18 protein-coding genes are annotated in these 16,320 nt (G+C 45.7%); all 18 read right to left on the bottom strand.

The features are described 5' to 3' along the window. Nucleotides 1–11: 11 nt before the first annotated feature. The 18 genes from ABE613_RS03620 to ABE613_RS03535 all read right to left on the bottom strand — a co-directional run bounded on the left by ABE613_RS03620 (nt 12) and on the right by ABE613_RS03535 (nt 16,282). On the bottom strand, nt 12–1,265 hold the full coding sequence (locus tag ABE613_RS03620) for an aspartate ammonia-lyase (RefSeq protein ID WP_347375719.1): 1,254 nt from the start codon (nt 1,263–1,265) through the stop codon (nt 12–14). 10 nt (nt 1,266–1,275) lie between these two features. After that, entirely contained in the window at nt 1,276–2,001 is a 726-nt protein-coding gene (locus tag ABE613_RS03615; protein ID WP_347375718.1) for an NAD-dependent protein deacylase, read from the bottom strand. 11 nt (nt 2,002–2,012) lie between these two features. Continuing rightward, nucleotides 2,013–2,675, bottom strand: coding sequence for an HAD family hydrolase (locus ABE613_RS03610; RefSeq protein WP_347375717.1), 663 nt, complete (start codon nt 2,673–2,675; stop codon nt 2,013–2,015). A 3-nt stretch (nt 2,676–2,678) separates the two neighbouring features. Next, nucleotides 2,679–3,134 (bottom strand): MarR family winged helix-turn-helix transcriptional regulator, encoded by a 456-nt coding sequence (locus ABE613_RS03605; protein ID WP_235232285.1) that lies wholly within the window; start codon nt 3,132–3,134, stop codon nt 2,679–2,681. Between the two features lie 62 nt (nt 3,135–3,196). After that, a complete protein-coding gene (locus ABE613_RS03600; RefSeq protein WP_420370567.1) occupies nt 3,197–4,270 on the bottom strand; it encodes an NAD(P)H-dependent flavin oxidoreductase in 1,074 nt (357 codons plus the stop codon). 4 nt (nt 4,271–4,274) lie between these two features. Then, on the bottom strand, nt 4,275–6,029 hold the full coding sequence (locus tag ABE613_RS03595) for an acetyl-CoA carboxylase carboxyltransferase subunit alpha (RefSeq protein ID WP_235232287.1): 1,755 nt from the start codon (nt 6,027–6,029) through the stop codon (nt 4,275–4,277). Nucleotides 6,030–6,041: 12 nt separating this feature from the next. Then, nucleotides 6,042–7,376, bottom strand: a complete 1,335-nt coding sequence (locus ABE613_RS03590; RefSeq protein ID WP_347375716.1) for an acetyl-CoA carboxylase biotin carboxylase subunit — start codon at nt 7,374–7,376, stop codon at nt 6,042–6,044. Nucleotides 7,377–7,390: 14 nt separating this feature from the next. After that, nucleotides 7,391–7,819 carry a 3-hydroxyacyl-ACP dehydratase FabZ gene (gene fabZ / locus ABE613_RS03585; RefSeq protein ID WP_235232289.1) on the bottom strand — a complete coding sequence of 143 codons (429 nt, stop codon included), beginning with the start codon at nt 7,817–7,819 and terminating at the stop codon, nt 7,391–7,393. Between the two features lie 92 nt (nt 7,820–7,911). After that, nucleotides 7,912–8,454, bottom strand: coding sequence for an acetyl-CoA carboxylase biotin carboxyl carrier protein (gene accB / locus ABE613_RS03580; RefSeq protein ID WP_347375804.1), 543 nt, complete (start codon nt 8,452–8,454; stop codon nt 7,912–7,914). A 140-nt stretch (nt 8,455–8,594) separates the two neighbouring features. Further along, complete coding sequence (gene fabF, locus ABE613_RS03575) at nt 8,595–9,833, bottom strand: beta-ketoacyl-ACP synthase II (protein ID WP_347375715.1); 1,239 nt, start codon at nt 9,831–9,833, stop codon at nt 8,595–8,597. Between the two features lie 53 nt (nt 9,834–9,886). After that, nucleotides 9,887–10,639 (bottom strand): 3-oxoacyl-[acyl-carrier-protein] reductase, encoded by a 753-nt coding sequence (gene fabG / locus ABE613_RS03570; protein WP_235232291.1) that lies wholly within the window; start codon nt 10,637–10,639, stop codon nt 9,887–9,889. Beyond that, nucleotides 10,633–11,553 (bottom strand): ACP S-malonyltransferase, encoded by a 921-nt coding sequence (gene fabD, locus ABE613_RS03565; protein ID WP_235232292.1) that lies wholly within the window; start codon nt 11,551–11,553, stop codon nt 10,633–10,635. Before fabD ends, fabG begins: the two co-directional genes overlap by 7 nt. Then, entirely contained in the window at nt 11,546–12,484 is a 939-nt protein-coding gene (gene fabK / locus ABE613_RS03560) for an enoyl-[acyl-carrier-protein] reductase FabK (protein ID WP_347375714.1), read from the bottom strand. The genes fabD and fabK overlap by 8 nt, the downstream gene beginning before the upstream one ends. 18 nt (nt 12,485–12,502) lie before the next feature. Further along, a complete protein-coding gene (gene acpP, locus ABE613_RS03555) occupies nt 12,503–12,730 on the bottom strand; it encodes an acyl carrier protein (RefSeq protein WP_268826441.1) in 228 nt (75 codons plus the stop codon). A 141-nt stretch (nt 12,731–12,871) separates the two neighbouring features. Beyond that, a complete protein-coding gene (locus ABE613_RS03550) occupies nt 12,872–13,858 on the bottom strand; it encodes a beta-ketoacyl-ACP synthase III (RefSeq protein ID WP_235232294.1) in 987 nt (328 codons plus the stop codon). A gap of 227 nt (nt 13,859–14,085) precedes the next feature. Then, a complete protein-coding gene (locus tag ABE613_RS03545; RefSeq protein ID WP_235232295.1) occupies nt 14,086–15,117 on the bottom strand; it encodes a 3-deoxy-7-phosphoheptulonate synthase in 1,032 nt (343 codons plus the stop codon). A gap of 20 nt (nt 15,118–15,137) precedes the next feature. Further along, nucleotides 15,138–15,617 carry a low molecular weight protein-tyrosine-phosphatase gene (locus ABE613_RS03540; RefSeq protein WP_235232296.1) on the bottom strand — a complete coding sequence of 160 codons (480 nt, stop codon included), beginning with the start codon at nt 15,615–15,617 and terminating at the stop codon, nt 15,138–15,140. A gap of 107 nt (nt 15,618–15,724) precedes the next feature. Then, entirely contained in the window at nt 15,725–16,282 is a 558-nt protein-coding gene (locus ABE613_RS03535; RefSeq protein WP_347375713.1) for a M48 family metallopeptidase, read from the bottom strand. Between the last annotated feature and the right edge of the window lie 38 nt (nt 16,283–16,320).

Raw genomic sequence — 16,320 nt, 5'->3', positions numbered from 1 at the left:
CATTCCTGTACTTATCTCTCTGCATTCTCATGGAATTCCTGGGACTTTGCAATCTCCGCCGCCTGATCGTATCCGATTTTCACAGACATATGCGTCACATCTGCCAGCGATCCTTCCAGATGCTTTCTACACCCTTCTTTATTGACCCGCAGCGTATCAATACATTTCTTGCGGAAGATCTCCGATGCTCGAATCAAAAGTTCCAGACTTTCCAACAGGCTATCTGCGATCAATGGCAGAAATGCATTCAGCTCAAAGTTGCCGTTTGCAGCGGCATATGCAATCGCCTGATCATTTGCCATGACCTTCATGGCTACCTGGGTCACCATTTCTGGGATGACTGGATTCACTTTGCCCGGCATGATAGTACTTCCTGCCTGCACTTCTTCCAGAATCAACTCTCCCAGACCTCCCTTAGGACCAGAATTCATCCAGCGCAGATCTCCGGCAATCTTCATAAGGTTCACAGCAAGTGCCTTCAGTAAGCCCGAGACTTCCACAAAGACATCGTTATTCTGGGTCAGATCTACAGGATATTCTGCTTTCGCAAGCCCGATTCCCGTCATTTCACGTAGATGTTCTATCACCAGATACATATATTTCCGATTCGCGTTATCCCCAAGTCCGATGGCCGTTCCACCGAGATTGACCTGTCGAAGTCTCTCTTCGACTTTATAGATGCGCCAGCGATCTCTTCCAATGGCCTGGGCATATGCGCCGAATTCTTCTCCCATGGTAAGCGGCAGGGCATCCATAAGCTCCGTCCGTCCCAGTTTCAGAATATCTTTGTATTCCAGTTCCTTCTTCTGCAGGCTCTCCTGCAGTCGGCTGACCTCATCGCTTAACTTACGCACCAGCCGGATTGCTGCAATACGAAGAGCGGTTGGATAGACATCATTGGTAGATTGTCCTTTATTCACATCATCCAGTGGATGAATCACATCATAATCTGTGGCATCCTTTCCCAGAGATACCAGCGCACAGCCTGCCACCGTCTCACACACATTCATATTCGTAGAAGTTCCTGCACCACCCTGAAGTGGATGAATGCAGAAATTTTCCTGATACTTTTCCTGCTTCAGATTGTCGCATGCCGCCATGATGGCATCTGCTTTCCATCCTTCCATCAGTCCCAGTTCCTTGTGAGACATGGCCGCAGCTTTTTTGACATCCAGCATTGCATAGATTAACGGAAGGCGGGTTCGCTCTGTCCCCAATGCAAAATTCTCACACGCCTTCTTCGTTTCCTTCCCGTATAACACCATGCTCATCCTCCTAGCAGACAATCTGATCCATAATCTGACCGATAGGAGCAGCAATCGTAAGCTCTGCTCCAACCTCTCTGGCTGTAGCACTCTTATTAATCACGACCAGATGTTTTCCGCGAAAATAATCGATGAATCCGGCAGCCGGATATACCACCAGTGAAGTTCCGCCAATGATCAGTGTATCCGCCATACTGATCGCATGAATGCTCTTTTCAATAATGGAAGAATCCAATCCTTCTTCGTACAATACCACATCTGGCTTGATCACACCGCCACAAGAACACTTCGGAATCCCTTCTGCATTCTTTACATAAGCCGCATCATAAAACTGATGACACCGCTGACAGTAATTGCGATGGATACTTCCATGAAGTTCCAGTACATTCTTGCTTCCCGCCGCCTGATGAAGCCCGTCAATATTCTGCGTGATCACCGCCGATAACTTTCCCGCCGCTTCCAATTCCGCCAGCTTCTTGTGTGCCGGATTCGGTTTCGCATCCAGGAACATCATCTTACTTTTGTAGAATTCATAGAATGCTTCCGTATTTCGCACAAAAAAGCTATGGCTGACGATCTGTTCCGGCGAATATTTATATTGTTGCTGATACAATCCATCCGCACTTCGAAAATCCGGAATATTACTTTCTGTAGATACTCCCGCTCCGCCAAAAAATACAATATTCTGGCTGTCATCAATAATGTCCTGCAGTTTCCTTACTTCCTCTTCATACATTGCGCTTCCTCCTATACTGACTGGTTTGCATGTTCTATCCAAGAGATCACTTCCTCCAGACTCTCCATCTCAGCAGTAATTCCTACCTTCACTTCTTCAGGTACAACGATAATATCCGGAATGTGGATGATATATCCACCCGCTCTCTTTCCAGCCTCCACCCCGGCAATACTATCCTCCAGAACCAGGCATTCTTCCATAGGAAGATGCAGTTCTTCTGCCGCTTTCAAGAAAATATCTGGATTCGGTTTGCTCCTTTCGACTCTGTTTCCGTAAACAAATGTATCAAAATAAGCAGATACCTGTGCCATCTCCAGCATCCAATCTGCCAGTTCCTGGTTGGTAGATGTCGCTACCGCCATCTTAATCTGCTTCTCTTTCAAATATTCCAAAAGCACCAAAAGTCCCGGTTTTATCGGGACTCCATTTTCTTCCATATATTGAATTTGCGCCTGTGTCTTATATTTTTCAAAAAGATCAAAGTCAAATTCCGGACCATAGATATCCAGAATCTCCTTCCCGATCGATGCACGATTTCTTCCGCGAAATCCTTCCACCATCTCTTCGGGAATCTCATACCCAATCTTCTCTCCTGCCTGTTTCCAGAATCGAAAGGACAGTCGCTCTGTGTCAAACATCAGACCATCCATATCAAAGATTACACCTTTTATCATAAATTATGGCTCCTTCTTCTCACTGTATCCGGCAAAGAAATCCGACAATGCATCCAGAGTCTTCATCAGTACCGGCAATTCCTTCTTATCTAATTTGTCCAAAATTGCCTGAGTCATCTGTCGGTGATAGTCCTCATGATGATGGTATGCTTTTATTCCCTTAGACGTCAGCTTCACAAATACGACTCTGCGGTCTTCTTCGCTTCTGTGACGCTCAACATATTTCTTGTTTACAAGACTATTCATCGCTGTCGTAAGAGAACCCACGGTAATATTCAACTGTCTGGCAATGGAAGACATATTTTTTCCTTCTCCCAGTCCAATTGCCTCAATCACATGCATATCATTATTCGTAAGATCTTTGAACTCATCGGTTATAATGGCCTTTTCTTCCAATTCCCAGATCTCGTTGATCAGCTTGACCAGAACATGATTAATTGTCATATATGCATCTTCCATTACCCGCTACCCCTTCGCTCGGCTATTCTTTCCAACTCGGGACTTATATCCCTTATCATGTATTATACTATTTCCGGCAGCAGGGAATCAATAACTTCTTGCACCGTTTCCAGACAATCCGCCCGATATGCATAAGCACCACAGAATAACAGCGCATCTTCTACTTCTCCCTTGGCCGCATGAATCAATGCGTCCGTGATACAGTATGGAATCTCATTCGGTCTACACCTGTGAAGGCAATGGTGACAAGGACTGTGAGGAATCTGCTCACCTGCCATGACCTTTTCCATAAATGGATTTCGGATTGCACGTCCCGGCATTCCTACCGGACTTTTTACAATCACAATATCCTCTTCTTTTGCCTTTAGATATGCTTCTTTATAACGGATATCTGCATCACATTCTTCCGTTGTCACAAACCTGGTCGCCACCTGGATTGCATCTACTCCAAGTGAAAATGCATGTTCTGCCTGCCTGCGGTCTGCAATTCCTCCTGCTAACGCGACTGGTATCTTGCGGGAATACTTCGCTTCATATGACCGAACTGTGTCAAGAATTGTCCGTATCTCCTGATCATATGCCTCTGACTGATATTCCTCCAGCTGATCTTTCGTAAACCCAAGATGACCACCGGCTTTCGGTCCTTCAATTACCAGAAGATCCGGCATACGATGATATTTCTTATCCCAGTACTTCAATATCACTTTCGCAGACTTATCTGTGGATACGATAGGTGCCAGTTTCACATCCGTGCCATCTGCAATCTTCGGAAGATCCGTTGGAAGACCTGCCCCGGAGACAATCAAGTCTGCCCCCGCATCGATAGCTTCTCTGACATAATCTTCATAGTCCTGCATTGCCACCATTATATTGAATCCTATGATTCCTTCCGACGCAATCTCTCTTGCTTTCTGATATTCTTTTCTAATGGCTCTTAGATTCGCTGCCTTTGTATTGGTATCAAAATCTGGTTCCTGAAAGCCAATCTGGGCGGCAGAGATGATTCCTATGCCGCCCGCCTTTGCAACCGCTCCTGCAAGGCCTCCCAGACTGATACCTACACCCATGCCGCCTTGTATAATCGGAACTTTTACTTCTTTTTGTCCCAATCTCAATGAATTGATATTCATATGCATTCTCCTACATCTTACGAAATCTGTTATACCGATGTGCAGATAACTCTTCCTGAGTCAAATCCCCGTAATCTCGCAAGAATCGTTCCATTTCTCTTGCTAACATCTGTGTCATCTGCTTCAAATTCTGCACGGTAAAATGTGGCGGTTCTGGGAATACCTTTTCTACAATTCCCATGTGATACAGATCTTCTGCCGTCAGGCGCATGACCTCAGCCGCTTCTTTTGCTTTCGTACTGTCTTTCCACAGAATACTTGCAAATCCTTCCGGCGACAGAATAGAATAAATAGAATTCTCTAACATCCATACTTCATCTGCCACAGCCATAGCTAACGCGCCACCGCTTCCACCTTCTCCAATAATCATAGACAAGACTGGAACCTTTAAGCTGGACATTTCATAGAGATTTCTTGCAATAGCCTCTCCCTGTCCCCGCTCTTCTGCCTCCAGTCCACAGAAAGCTCCCGGGGTATCCACAAAGCAGATAACTGGACGTTGGAACTTTTCAGCCTGTTTCATCAGTCTCAATGCTTTGCGATATCCTTCTGGTGAAGGCATCCCGAAGTTTCGCTCGATATTTTCCTTCGTATTGGTTCCTTTCGCCTGCGCAATCACGGTAACCGGGATGCCATGGAATCTTGCCACACCACCGATGATTGCCTTATCATCCCCATAATAACGATCCCCGTGAAATTCAACAAAGTCTGTAAATAATGCCTGAATATAGTCGCTTCCTACCGGGCGATCATTCATTCGGGAGAGTAAGACACGATCCCATGCTCCCGCCAGATGATTATGAAGCGGAAGATCCTCATCTGTCTTCATTTTGCCAATTTCATTCATATCCTGCGATTTGTTCTCTGCCAGATTCGACTTCATCTTCTCAGGATTCGATGCATCCTCTTTTTCATGCAGCTTCAGAATCTGAGACAAAGTTTCCTTCAACTGTGGACGTTCCACAATGGCATCAATAAATCCATGCTCCAGAAGAAATTCTGAACGCTGAAATCCTTTCGGAAGCTTCTGTCCAATTGTCTGTTCAATCACTCTTGGACCCGCAAATCCGATCAATGCTTTCGGCTCTGCCAGAATCACATCTCCGAGCATCGCAAAACTTGCGGTCACGCCACCAGTCGTCGGATCCGTCAGCACACTGATATACAGAAGGCCGGCATCACTGTGACGCTTTAACGCTGCAGAAGTCTTCGCCATCTGCATCAGGGATACGATTCCTTCCTGCATTCTGGCACCACCAGAACATGCGAATAAGATTACCGGTAGCTTCTCCTGGGTGGCACGCTCTACCATTCTTGCAATCTTCTCGCCCACAACTTCACCCATACTGGCCATCAGAAACCGTCCATCACAGACACCAACAGCCGTCTCTGTTCCGTTGATGCTTATTTTCCCTGTAACCACAGCTTCTTCCAGCCCTGTCTTTTCCTTCAGACCTTCCAACTTCTCTTCATAGCCTTTATAATTCAACGGATTGCGAGTGGTAAGTCCCTGATCCCATTCTTCAAAGGTTCCCTCATCCGCAATCATTTCAACCCTATGATATGCATGTACACGGAAATATCCTCCACATTTTGGACAGATATAATAACCGTTTTTCACATCTTCCGTAATGATTGCTCCGCCACATTTATTACATTTACGCAAAAGTCCTTCTGGAACTTCTGGTCTTGATGCGCCCAGATCAATATAATTTTTCCTTCCTGAATGTAATCTGGTCTTCTTAAACATGTTATCTAACTTCATAGAACGTCACCTTTACATCTTTTCGATAAACTCAATATCTATATTGCCGGCAAGATAATCCGGATGATTCAATATCTCATACTGATAATCCACGTTGGTATCGATTCCTTCAATAATCACTTCTCCTAATGCACACTGCATCTTGCGGATTGCTTCATTACGATTCTTCGCCCATACGATCAGCTTCGCTACCATGGAATCATAATACGGCGGAATGGTGTATCCGCTATATATAGCAGAATCAATACGGATTCCCTTTCCTCCCGGCAGATACATATCCGTGATAGTCCCTGGGGAAGGGCGAAATCCTTTCTCGGGATTCTCTGCATTAATTCGGCATTCAATCGCATGACCGCTCAGGTGGACTTCATCCTGTGTATAAGATAATTTTTTGCCGGACGCGATACGGATCTGCTCTTTGATCAGATCAATTCCCGTCACCCATTCCGTCACCGGATGCTCTACCTGAATTCGTGTATTCATTTCCATAAAGTAAAAATTTCCATTCTTCTCCAGCAAGAATTCTATGGTTCCCGCATTGACATAATTAGCTGCTTTTGCCGCCTTTACTGCCGCCTCTCCCATCCTGATCCGTAATTCTTCGGTCAGGGCTATGGATGGTGATTCTTCGATCATCTTCTGATGATTACGCTGAATCGAACAGTCACGCTCACCCAGATGAATCACATTTCCATAACTGTCTGCCAGGATCTGGAACTCAATATGCCTCGGATGCTGTACAAAATGTTCGATATACATGGTGTTATCGCCAAAGGCCATCTGCGTTTCCTTCTGTGCTGTCTGGAAACTCTGCTCGAATTCTTCCGGTGTATTCGCAACTCGCATTCCTTTTCCACCGCCGCCAAGAGCCGCTTTGACGATGACTGGATAGCCGATCTTAGCTGCGATTCGAGCTCCTGTCTGGGCATCATAGATTGGTTCTGTACTGCCCGGAATCACTGGGACACCTGCTGCTACCATGGTATTTCTTGCTTCCTGCTTGTTGCCAAGTTTTGCGATGACCTGTGAACCCGGTCCGATAAACGTTATATTGCACTGTTCACACAATTCTGCGAACTTGCTGTTCTCTGATAAGAAACCAAAGCCCGGGTGGATGGCATCTGCCCCCGTCACGATCGTAGCACTTAAGATTCGATCCATGCTCAGATAACTCTCGCTGGATGGAGCAGGCCCGATACAGACCGCCTCATCCGCCAGTTTCGTATGCAAGGCTTCTCTATCCGCCTCCGAATACACCGCCACCGTCTCGATTCCCATCTCTCTGCAGGCACGGATAATGCGCACTGCAATCTCACCTCGGTTAGCAATTAATACTTTCTTGATCATGCTGTCCACCTCGACTATCCAATCATAAATGTCAGTTCCGCACTGACAACCATCTTGCCGTCCACACTGGCAATCGCCTCACCAACACCGACGGGCCCCTTCTGCTTAATAATTCTCGTCTCCAGACGCACCTTGTCCCCAGGGACAATCTTCCCTTTGAACTTACACTTATTAATTCCGCCAAAATACGCGATCTTGCCCTTGTTCTCTTCCATACTCAAGATTGCAACCGCACCAGCCTGTGCCAATGCTTCCACCGTCAGAACCCCCGGCATCACCGGCTCCTGCGGAAAATGCCCCGCAAAAAACTCCTCACGGTAAGATACACATTTATAACCAACCGCATACTGCCCCGGCTCATAATCCTCAATATAATCCAATAATAAAAACGGATGACGATGCGGGATAATTTCCTTGATCTGATTAATATCCAAATGCTTCATACTACCTCCTGGGGACGTAGTAAAATTGAAGTATACTACGTCCCTAATTAAAAAATGTGGTGTACCTATTTGACTTTTGCCCTGTACCCAAATTAACGAATTTTGAAAATTGGCTGGCCATATTCGACTGGCTGGCCGTTTTTGACGAGGATTTCTTCTATGATTCCGTCGTATTCGCTTTCGATTTCGTTCATTAATTTCATTGCTTCTATGATTGCCAATGTCTGGCCTTTTTTGACGCTGTCTCCTACAGCTACGAATGGTGCTGCGTCTTCTGCCGGTGCTGCATAGAAGGTTCCTACCAGTGGGGATTCTACAATTTTTCCTTGTGGTGTTGTCTCTGTCGCAGCTGTTGTGTTTCCAGTGTTTTCTTCGGAAACACCAGATGGATTACCGACTGCTGTCATAGTGGCTGCCAGGGTTGCAGGATCGGTTGCCATCATGGTAGTTGTTACGTTTGCAGCTTCTCCCGTACTGATGGTTGCTGCCGGAATCGTCATTGGCGCGGATATGACCTGTACCTGATCTTTTTTCTTAGTCATATGCAGTTTCATTCCGTTTTCTTCGTATTTTAATCCGGTTAATTCGGACGCAGATACAGCTTCTATGAGTTGAATAAGGTTTTCCAATTCCATAAATCTCAGGCCCTTTCTATCTCTTTCTATGCTTTTCTTCTTCAATTATGCTTCCCTCCACCTATGGCTTTTCGCCAATTTGGATTCTATCGACCTACTATGTTATGCTTCACAAGCTATGATTCTCTTCGTCAGCTTTGTTACCCCTCATATTTTTTCAGCAGAAGGGTTGCATTATGCCCGCCAAATCCTAGGGAGTTGGTCAACACGTAATTCACGTCTTTTTCGACTGGAGCGCCGATTGCGTAATTCAGGTCGCATTCTTCGTCAGCAACTTCCGTGCCTACAGTCTGGTGAATGAATCCATCCTGGATGGATTTGACACAGGTGATAAATTCGGCACCGCCGGCTGCACCGAGCAGATGCCCAATCATAGATTTGGTAGAGTTGATGACTACGTCCTTTGCCGCATCTCCCAACGCCACTTTGATGGCTCTGGTCTCGAACAGGTCGTTGTGGTGCGTACTGGTTCCGTGTGCATTGATATAATCCACCTGAGACGGTTCGATTCCGCCTTCTTCCATTGCCAGCATCATTGCTTTTGCCGCACCGCTGCCGTCTTCTGCAGGGGATGTGATATGGTAAGCATCTCCTGTTGCACCGTAGCCGGCAACCTCTGCATAGATCCTGGCACCTCTTGCTTTCGCATGTTCCAGTTCTTCCAGCATGACTACGCCAGCACCTTCACCAAGGACAAATCCATCTCTGTCTTTGTCAAATGGAATGGATGCGCGCATCGGATTCTGAGAGGTTGATAATGCAGTCAGGCTAGTGAATCCAGCAACTCCTGTCGGGCAGATACAACTCTCTGTTCCTCCTGCCAACATCACATCCGCATCCCCATACTGAATGGCACGGAATGCATCCCCGATACAGTTTGTTCCAGACGCACATGCAGTCACGACATTCGTGCATTTTCCTCGGAACCCTAACTGAATAGAAATATTTCCGGCTGCCATGTTGGATATCATCAACGGCACCATCAGAGGATTCACTCTTCCCGGTCCCTTAGTCAATATCTTCTCATACTCGCGCTCTACCGTCTGCAGGCTTCCGATACCAGAGCCAACGATCACACCCGCGCAAAACGGGTCTTCCTTCTCAATCTCCAGGCCGGAATCTTCATAAGCCTCCTTTGCGGCTGCGACTGCATACTGGGAGAATAATTCCATACGCTTTGCAGCTTTGAAATCCATACGCTCTTTTGCCACAAATCCTTTGACTTCTGCTGCCAGTTTCACTTTATAATCGGTCGTATCGAATTTGGTAATCTCCCCAATTCCCACTTTTCCTTCTTTGATACCTGTCCAGAACTCTTCCACCGTATTTCCGATTGGTGTCACAGCTCCAAGCCCAGTCACTACAACTCTTCTCTTCATACTCACTGTCTCCTTCTATCCTGAAACACAACATTCTAGCTAACTGTTGACTGCTACATTACCATGCCACCGTCTACGTGTAGCACCTGTCCGGTGATATATGCCGCATCTTCTGATGCAAGAAATGCAGCTGCTGCCGCTACCTGTTCTGGTTTTCCAAACTTTCCTAACGGAATCTGCGCAACAGATGCTTCTTTCACTTTTTCCGGCAATACTTGTGTCATATCTGTCTCAATAAATCCCGGAGCAATCGCATTGACCGTAACTCCACGAGATGCCAGCTCTTTTGCTGCTGCCTTTGTAAGGCCGATCACACCGGCCTTAGATGCCGCATAATTTGCCTGACCGGCATTTCCTGCCACACCGACAACCGAAGATAGATTGATAATTCGTCCGCTTCTCTGCTTCAACATCTGGCGGCTGGCAAAACGAATGGTGTTAAATGCGCCTTTCAGATTCGTATTTATCACTTGATCAAAATCTTCTTCTGACATCTTCATCAAGAGACCATCACGAGTAATTCCTGCGTTATTAACCAGAATATCCAGATGACCATATTCTTTGATCACATTTTGGATAAATGTCTCACATGCCTCATAATCAGACACGTCACACTGGCAGATTTCTGCCTTTCCCTGTGCTGCCTCAATTTCGGCTTTCACTTCTTCGGCCCTTTCTCTGGAACCGTTATAATTTACGATGACCATAGCTCCCAGAGATGCAAGCTTCTCTGCGATTGCCTTGCCAATTCCACGGGAAGCGCCCGTTACAACAGCAACCTTCTTTTCCAATCCATTTTCTAACATAATTCACCTACTACTTTTTCAACGTCATCCCAGGACGCGATATTGTAAACTTTCACATTACGGTTAATCTTTTTCATAAAGCCTGCCAGTGTTCTTCCCGGTCCAATCTCTACAAATGTATCGACGCCATCTTCTATCATAGCCTCCATACTCTGCATCCAGCGTACCGGAGAACTTACCTGCTCTGCCAAAAGTGCTTTGGTCAGTGTAATATCTTCTACTCTGGAAGCAGTCACATTGGTCACATATGGCACTTTCAGCGGATACACTTCTGTGCGCTCCAGTTCTTTTGCAAGTTCTTCTCCTGCAGGAACCAGAAGGGGTGAATGAAACGGACCGCTGACATTCAACATGACGGTACGTTTCGCCCCTGCCTCTTTCAATCGTTCTGCCGCTTCTTCAACGGCTTCTTTCTTGCCTGTAATTACAATCTGTCCCGGGCAGTTATAATTGGCAATGGTCACTCCGTCTATGTCTTCAATGACACGTTCAATCTCTTCTGCATCCATTGCCATGACCGCACACATTGCTCCCACCCCAGCAGGGACAGTATTCTGCATCAGGATTCCTCGCTTACGCACCAGGCGGATGGCATTCAGATCCTTCATCCCGCCTGCTACAGCGATTGCACAATACTCTCCCAGGCTTAAGCCTGCGGTGCAATCCGGTGTAAGTCCTCTCTTTTCCACAACTCTGGTCATCGCAAGGCAAGTGGTAACCAGCGCTGCCTGTGTATATTCTGTAATGTCAAGCTTCTCATTTTCTTCAAAGCAAAGTGCCTTCATATCCAGATTCAACGCATCACTTGCCTGATCAAAGATCTCTCTTGCAATCTCGCTCTTCTCATAAAAATCTGCACCCATTCCAGCTTTCTGGGCACCCTGTCCTGGATAGATAAATGCAATCTTACTCATAAAAACCTGCTCCTTTTATCATTTCATCTGTCTCGCTTACCAACTTAGTAATCAATTCCTCACAAGACATTCTTTCTTTTACCATACCGGCAATCTGTCCTGCCATGACACTTCCGTTCTCCACATCTCCATCTACTACAGCTCTTCGAAGTCCGCCCAGTGTCAGCTGCTCCAGTTCTTCAAAGCTTGCTCCTTTATTTTCCAATTCCAGATACTTCTTCGTCATGTCGTTGCGAAGGGCACGGACCGGATGTCCTGTGGTTCTTCCAGTTACCCTGGAATCGATATCCTTCGCCTTGATAATCCTCTCTTTATAATTCTCGTGAACCTGTGATTCATCTGTCACGACAAAGTGAGTTCCCATCTGAACTCCCTTCGCACCCAGCATAAATGCTGCTGCGATTCCTCTTCCATCAGCGATACCACCAGCTGCAATGACCGGAATATTTACCGCATCCACGATCTGCGGAACCAGGACCATAGTCGTATTCTCTCCGATATGTCCTCCTGCCTCACATCCTTCTGCCACTACCGCATCGGCACCACAACGCTCCATACGCTTTGCCAACGCAACAGAAGCAACCACAGGAATCACCTTTACTCCTGCCTCTTTCCACATCTTCATATATTTCTCAGGATTACCAGCTCCGGTAGTCACAACTTTAACGCCCTCTTCTACGATTACCTGTGCCACTTCGTCTGCATAAGGACTCATAAGCATAATGTTGACGCCAAAAGGCTTATCCGTTAACTTCTTCGCTTCCTGTACCTGCTCTCTTACCCATTCTGCCGGAGCACTGGCAGCTCCAATTAAGCCAAGTCCTCCTGCTTCCGATACGGCTGCCGCCAGATGATATTCTGCGACCCATGCCATACCTCCCTGAATAATTGGATATTCGATTCCTAATAATCTGGTTACTTCTGTCTGCATATTAAAACCCCACTTCTATTATTCTTTGTGTTCGTTGATATATTCCATAACATCCCCTACAGTTGCAATCTGTTCCAGATCTTCTGTTGGGATCTCAATTCCATACTCATCCTCCAAAGCCATTACCAATTCAAACAGATCCAGAGAATCTGCTCCAAGATCTTCTTTAAATGAAGACTCTTCTGTAATATCAGCTTCGTCTACTCCCAGATTTTCTGCCACTAATTTTTTGATTGTTTCCAACATACAATTAATCTCCTTTTCTTGATTTGTTCTTTGCAGAAAAGTAGCCACTGGCATTTTCTGCATCTTATAATATGATATCTATATAAACTGGAACTTGCCAGTTTATCTCCGCTTTATCATCGCTATGATGCCATTCCTCTTCTAAGAATGCCACTCAATGATCGTCGATCCCCAGGTAAGTCCTGCACCGAATCCTGCCATCATGATCTTCTGTCCAGCCTTCAGCTTACCGGTACGGTTCATTTCATCCAACAGAATCGGAATACTTGCCGATGAAGTATTGCCATACTCCTGCAGATTCATCGGAAACTTTTCGATTGGTTCCTCCAGGCGCTTTGCCACGGCTTCTACAATCCTTCGGTTCGCCTGATGTAAGATATACCAGTCAATTTCTTTCTGAGTCATCTCATTTCTTTTCAATGCTTCGCGAATGACTTCCGGTACTTTTTTTACCGCAAACTTAAAGACCGCCTGCCCATCCATTTGCATAAAATGTGCTTCATCCACCAGGGACTCTGCAGCTATCTCTGAAGTCAGACCATTACAGTCATGTCTGCTCTTACAAGTAAGTGCCACTCCCTTTAATCCATCGGAATGAGTGACTGGCAGATAAAACTTCTGATCTTCTGCCTTCAACACTGCAGCTCCAGCACCGTCTCCAAATAAGATACAGGTTCCTCTGTCCTTCCAATTGGTCAGATTTGAAAGGCTCTCACTTCCGATAATCAATGCCGTCTTATATATTCCCCCGGCAAGATATGCTGCTGCGGTATTATAAGCCAACACAAACCCCGTACACGCCGCACTCAAGTCAAAGCAGGTGGCATTCATTGCCCCGAGTTCCTTCTGCACTTCACATGCAACACAGGGAAGAATCACATTCGAAGAGATGGTCGATACCAGAATCAGATCTATCTCTTCTGGCGTTACTTCTGCATTATCCAACGCACGTTTCGCCGCTTCACAGGCCATAGAAACCGTTGTTTCTCCCTGAATGATGTGTCTTCTTACCACACCCGTTCTTTCCTGAATCCATTCATCACTGGTCTCCACCAGCTTCGCAATATCGTTGTTATCCATTGTATACGACGGTGCGTATGACCCCGTCCCACATATTATTCCTGTCATATGCATTCCTCTGATTTATTTTGACTTTAAATTATTTTGACTTTCAAAGTATATATCTGGCAAGCGTATTTGTCAAGTACTTTGATATTCAAAGTATTATTTTTCTATAAAAAGATATGTCAGAAATCAACATTTGCTATCGATTTCTGACATATCTTTTCATATTATACACGTCATATCTTATCTTCTATTCTTATATGCCAACTTCACTTCTCTATCCTCTGTGATTAGCATTTCTCCGCGATATCGTAGATCAATCGTTCCGTATCTTCCCATCCAAGGCACGGATCTGTGATAGATTGCCCATAAGTCAGATTGTCACAGATATCCTGTCTGCCTTCCACCAGATAGCTCTCAATCATAATCCCCTTGACCAGTTTCTTAAGTTCCGGATTATAATTTCTGCTGTGAAGGACTTCACTGGTAATCCGGATCTGCTCCTTGAACTTCTTCCCTGAGTTTGAATGGTTCACATCTACGATGACCGCCGGATTTTTCAAATCCTTCTTTGCATACATATCTGCCAGACGTGCAAGGTCTTCATAGTGATAGTTCGGGATGGTTGTGCCGTATTTGTCAACGCCGCCTCTTAAAATCGTGTGCGCCAGTTCATTTCCGCTGGTGGTCACATCATTTCCGCGATAAATAAAACGATGTGGATGCTGTGCTGCAGTTACGGAATTCAACATCACTGCCAGGTCTCCACTGGTCGGATTCTTCATTCCCACCGGAATATCCATACCGCTGGCCGTCAGACGATGCTGCTGATTCTCAACGGAACGGGCACCGACTGCCTCATAAGACAATACATCATCCAAGTAACTTCTGTTCTCTGGATACAGCATCTCATCTGCAGAAGAAAGCCCCGTCTCTTCCATAACACGGATATGCATCTTGCGGATTGCTACGATACCTGCCAACAGATCCGGCTCCTTCTCCGGGTCAGGCTGGTGCAGCATTCCTTTGTACCCATCTCCCGTGGTACGCGGTTTATTCGTATATACTCTCGGAATAATCATTAATTTATCGGATACTTTATCTGCAACCTTTTTCAGACGATTGACATATTCACACACCGACTCTTCATTGTCTGCAGAACAAGGTCCTACCAGTACAACAAACTTATCAGATTCTCCGGTAAATATCTTACGGATCTCATCATCTCGTATCTTCTTAATCTTCGTTACCTCTTCCGGTACCGGGTACTGAGCCTTCAACACATCCGGCAGCGGTAATTCATGGTTCAATCTCATTGACATCTCTCTATCTCCTCCTGTTTTCACCTTATCTGCTCTGACACAAGTCCTTTTCCAATCAGATCATTCAGGAAACCTTCGCATCCTTCTACAATGTCATCGTATGTCCGGTCAAAATTCCCGGTATACCAGGGGTCTGCGATATCTCTTGGATTCTCTGAGAAGTCCAGAAGCTTGCATACCTTGTGCTCCGGGTCGGAACCAATAATCCTGTCTATGTTACGAATATTACGGTATTCCATCCCAATCAGATAGTCATACTTCTGATAATCCTTCTTCTGAAGCTTCACGGAATATTTCCCTGAGGTACTGATTCCATATTGTTTTAATTTATTCACCGTTCCATAGTGAACCGGATTGCCAAGCTCTTCTGAACTTGTAGCAGCAGAGGCGATATGAAACTGGTCACCCAAGCCACGTTTCTCTACCATGTCACGAAAGACGAACTCCGCCATCGGGGAACGGCATATGTTTCCATGGCAGATGAATAATACATGAATCATATAGTCAAACTCCTTTGATGATCATCTCCTCTGGAGACTGTATCTAGTATAACACCACCGCCCCAAAACTTCAACACTTTAAAGTGTTGACATTTTCTTGTCAATTTTCATACGCATCTCTGCATCAGCTGACCGCCATTCTCCTTCAGCCACCTATTCCATTTCCAATAATCTGGGAATACCCGAAGCACCTCTGCATAGAATCTGTCTGAATGATTCATCTCTTTTCGATGGCAAAGCTCATGAACCACAACACTATCAATGACTTCCGACGGCGTCAGCATCAGAAGACAGTTGAAATTCAGATTCCCATTCGCGCTGCAGCTTCCCCACTTGGTCTTTTGATTACGGATTGTGATTCTCCCATAATCGACACCTATCTTTGGCGCATAATATGCCACCCTCTGTGGAATCACTTTCACTGCCTGATCCGCAAGTTCCTGAATCTCTTGCATGGTAAGCTTCTCAACCGGCGGTCGTTCTTCTAATCTTTGTCTGGCAATCTCCTGGTGCTTCTGAATCCATTCTTCATGCTTATGCACAAACTTACAAATTTCTGAATCAGGAAGTCTTATGGGTACACGGACAATCACCTGCCCATCTGGTTTTACTTCCAATCCTATCGTTCTTCTATTGCTCCTGATCACGGTATACTCTAACTTCATATTGCCTGCCCCATTAGTTCAATCAATAGGATAGATTC

It is taken from the genome of Dorea chungnamensis (assembly GCF_039832125.1).
GTDB lineage: Bacteria > Bacillota > Clostridia > Lachnospirales > Lachnospiraceae > JAFBIX01.
The sequence above is the reverse complement of the archived record's forward strand: the minus strand, read 5'-3'. Positions and strand labels throughout refer to the sequence as shown.